The organism is Nocardia otitidiscaviarum NBRC 14405 (assembly GCF_000308635.1).
Lineage (GTDB): Bacteria > Actinomycetota > Actinomycetes > Mycobacteriales > Mycobacteriaceae > Nocardia > Nocardia otitidiscaviarum.
This window is the reverse complement of record NZ_BAGD01000080.1, coordinates 1-3991: the sequence shown is the minus strand read 5'-3', so window position 1 is coordinate 3991 and position 3991 is coordinate 1. Positions and strand designations below refer to the sequence as shown.

At 67.7% G+C, this 3991-nt stretch carries 3 protein-coding genes; 2 read left to right on the top strand and 1 reads right to left on the bottom strand.

The window, feature by feature from the left end:
• Window positions 1-2065 (bottom strand): aconitate hydratase (locus tag ON31_RS16495; protein ID WP_039814706.1); only part of this gene is annotated, 2065 nt, incomplete at its 3' end.
• Between the two features lie 214 nt (window positions 2066-2279).
• Here ON31_RS16495 and ON31_RS16490 point away from each other — a divergent pair.
• Both ON31_RS16490 and ON31_RS16485 read left to right on the top strand, forming a co-directional pair.
• Entirely contained in the window at window positions 2280-2831 is a 552-nt protein-coding gene (locus tag ON31_RS16490) for an Rv1476 family membrane protein (protein WP_039814704.1), read from the top strand.
• A 413-nt stretch (window positions 2832-3244) separates the two neighbouring features.
• On the top strand, window positions 3245-3991 hold a 747-nt coding region (locus tag ON31_RS16485), incomplete at its 3' end, for a coiled-coil domain-containing protein (protein ID WP_373282984.1).

Here is a 3991-nt window from a genome sequence, read left to right as displayed (position 1 = left end):
CGGGCTCGAGCTCCATACCGTCGAAGTACGGCGCCTTGCGCACGTAGGTCGAGTTCTCGTCCCACGCGAAGGTGTCGCCCTCCGGGGTGCTCAGGTTCTGCCAGCGCTCGTCGCCCTTGAAGACGTCGGCGTAGGACTTGGTGAACATGTCGCGGTTGATCGCGGACTTGATGGTGTCGTCGATCTCCTGCGGGGACGGCCAGATGTCCTTCAGGAAGACGTCGTTGCCGTCCTTGTCCTTGCCCAGCGAGTCGTGCTCGAAGTCGAAGTCCATGGTGCCCGCGAGCGCGTACGCGATGACCAGCGGCGGCGAGGCCAGGTAGTTCATCTTCACGTCGGGGGAGATGCGACCCTCGAAGTTGCGGTTGCCGGACAGCACCGCGGTGACCGACAGGTCGTTGTCGTTGATCGCCTTGGAGATCTCCTCCGGCAGCGGGCCGGTGTTGCCGATGCAGGTGGTGCAGCCGAAGCCACCCACGTAGAAGCCGAGCTTCTCGAGGTACGGCCAGAGCCCGGCCTTCTCGTAGTAGTCGGCGACGACCTGCGAGCCCGGGGCCATATTGGTCTTGACCCACGGCTTGGAGCTCAGGCCCTTCTCCACCGCGTTGCGGGCGAGCAGGGCGGCGCCCAGCATGACCGACGGGTTGGAGGTGTTGGTGCAGGAGGTGATGCCCGCGACCACGACCGCGCCGTGGTCGAGCACGAAGTCACCGCGCTCCGGATCGGAGACCTTGACCGGCTTGGTGGGGCGACCCTCGGAGCCGTTGGCGGCGGTCGGCAGCACCGCGTCGTCCTCGGCGAAGGACAGCACGGCCGGATCGCTGGCCGGGAAGGACTCCTCGACGGCCTCGTCCAGCTGGGTGTGCGGGGTGGAGTCGCCCTCGGTGACGTAGTTGTAGATGTCCTTGCGGAAGGCGATCTTGCTCTCCGACAGCAGGATACGGTCCTGCGGACGCTTCGGACCGGCGATGGACGGCACCACGGTGCTCAGGTCCAGCTCCAGGTACTCCGAGTAGGCGGGCTCGTGGTCCGGGTCGTGCCACATGCCCTGCTCCTTGGCGTACGCCTCGACGAGCGCGAGCTGCTCGTCGGTGCGGCCGGTGAGGCGCAGGTAGCTGATGGTCTCCGCGTCGATCGGGAAGATCGCCGCGGTGGAACCGAACTCGGGGCTCATATTGCCCAGGGTGGCGCGGTTGGCGAGGGGCACCTCGGCGACGCCCTTGCCGTAGAACTCGACGAACTTGCCGACCACACCGTGCTTGCGCAGCATGTCGGTGACGGTGAGCACGACGTCGGTGGCGGTCACGCCGGGCTGGATCTCACCGGTCAGCTTGAAGCCGACGACGCGCGGGATCAGCATGGAGACCGGCTGGCCGAGCATGGCGGCCTCGGCCTCGATACCGCCGACGCCCCAGCCCAGCACACCCAGGCCGTTGACCATGGTGGTGTGCGAGTCGGTGCCGACGCAGGTGTCGGGGTAGGCCTGGCCGTTGCGGACCATGACGGTCGGGGCCAGGTACTCGATGTTGACCTGGTGCACGATGCCCATGCCCGGCGGGACGACGCGGAAGTCGTCGAAGGCGCCCTGGCCCCAGCGCAGGAACTGGTAGCGCTCGGAGTTGCGCTGGTACTCCAGGTCGACATTGCGCTCGAGGGCGTCGGCGCGGCCGAAGACGTCGAGGATGACCGAGTGGTCGATGACCATGTCGGCGGGGGAGAGCGGGTTCACCTTGTTCGGGTCGCCGCCCAGGGCGGTGACGGCCTCACGCATGGTGGCGAGGTCGACGACACAGGGCACGCCGGTGAAGTCCTGCATGATCACGCGGGCCGGGGTGAACTGGATCTCGGTGTCGGGGTCCGCGCTCGGATCCCAGTTGGCGATGGCGCGGATGTGGTCGGCGGTGATGTTGGCGCCGTCCTCGGTACGGAGCAGGTTCTCCGCGAGGACCTTCAGTGCGTAGGGCAGCTTCTCGGTGCCGGGCACGGCCGAGAGGCGGAAGATCTCGTAGGAGTTGCTTCCGACCTCTAGGGTGCCCTTGGCGCCGAAAGTATCGATACTCGTCACGTTTCAGCTCCACTCGTCTGTGAATGGGGGCCACCGGCGGGGCTGTGCCGATGGCTCGTCGAGGCGCGCGGCCTCGTCCGGGTGCAACCCTAACAGTACGCTTGTCCTGTGAACGCGCGGGGGAGGGGGCCCGGGCGCATCCGGACCGGTGTGACCGACCGTTCGGCGCGCCGTGGTGAGGTGATGTGACAACCGGTCCCGTACTCTGCACCCCGTGACCGTCTCGCACACCCAGGCTTTCACCCCCGCGCTCGCCGAGCTACCACCGGACACCGATCTGGATGCCATTCTCCGCGATCTCGCCGACAACCATGTCGCCGCACCCGAGGGGCGCAAGCAGGACGGCCTCGCCGATATCGCCGCCGATGCGCGTGAACACGGCATCGACCTGAACATCATCGTCATACCCGGCAATCCGGGCATCGAAGCCAAGCTCCGCGATCTGGCCACCGAAGTGGGCGAGCAGGAGCAGGGCACCGTGGTCGTCTTCAGTGACGACTGGGTGGGCACCTGGAGTGACACCTACAGCCGCGCGCGGCTGGAATGGGCCGAGGACAAGGCCAAATACCGCGGACCGGCGCACACCGAGGAAGCGGCTCGCATCTTCGTGGACCGCATGAAGTCCGAAGAGGGTCTGTCATGGACCCTGATCACGGCCGTGCTGGTGGCCGGTCTGGTGGCCATCATCGCGGGGCTGTACGTGGTGAAGTCGCGACGCGCGGCGGGGGCGTCGGATACCGCGAAGGACCGCGAACCGGTCGCCTGATTTCACCGAATCCGGTGCGTTCCGGCGCCCGGGTCTCGTTCACTCGTTGGTTGCTCGCGGTCGGGTGTTGACCGGCCGCGAGTTCGCCGTCCTCGATGCCTGATGCGTCATGTAGATCGAGCTAATGACTGGCAACGAGTGAATTGAATGGTGGTCATTGTGGCGTGCCTCCCCGATCCCGGGACTCGGGTGTCGTACCGTGGCGCCACGCCACTCTTGGGGAAGAAGTGTCGTGCGGGCCTCGGGAGTCCGGTGTTTCGGATGGTGTTGATGAGGCTCATGGGGCGGTTGTTCGCTCCCTTTCCCCGGGGCCGAGCGGGATCCAGGGAGGTGCGATGCGATTACCGGCGAGGTGGCGGGGACGCCCGGTGCGGGTCGCTGCGGGATTGCTCGTTGTGGCAACGGTTTTCGCGGTGGGCGTGAGTACCGGCCACGCGGTGCCGCCACCCCCGCCCAATCCGAGTGACAGCGAGATCGCCGACGCGGGCGCGCAGGTCGATGCCGGGGTCGGTGAGGTGGGCGCGCTGATCAATCAGGTCGCCTCGATCGAACAGCAGCTGCGCCATCTCGACGACGCGGTGGCCGCGCGCCGCGAGGCCGTCAACAAGGCGCTGGTGGATCTGCAGCAGGCCCGCGCCGTCGCCGATGCCGCCGCTGCGGCGGTCGCGACGAGCAAGCAGGAACTCTCCGAGGCGGGCACCCGCGTCGACGCCGCGCACCGGGAGTTCAACAAGTTCGTCGCCCAGATCTACATGCGGCCCGGCTCCACCTCACTGGTGACATATCTGTCCGCTCCCGATCCGGAGACCGCGCTGGCCCGCGCCCAGGTGCTGACCATCGCCTCGAAGAATCAGCGGCAGGTGGTTGACGGCCTGCGCCGCGCCCAGGTGGATCAGGCCAACAAGAACGCCGAGGCCCGCCGCGCCCAGCAGATCGCCGACGCCGCCGCGGCCGACGCCGAACGCAAGAAGGTGGAGGCCGAGAACGCGGTAGCCGCCGCCCAGGCCGAGCTGAACCAGCAGACGGCCGTCCGCAACGGTCTGGTGACGCAACGGGACTCGGCGCAGCAGCGCCTCGACGATGCCCGAGCCCGGGTCGAGGGCCTACAGAGCCAGCGTGATGCCTTCCTCGCCTGGGATCAGCAGCGCCGCGCCGAGGAA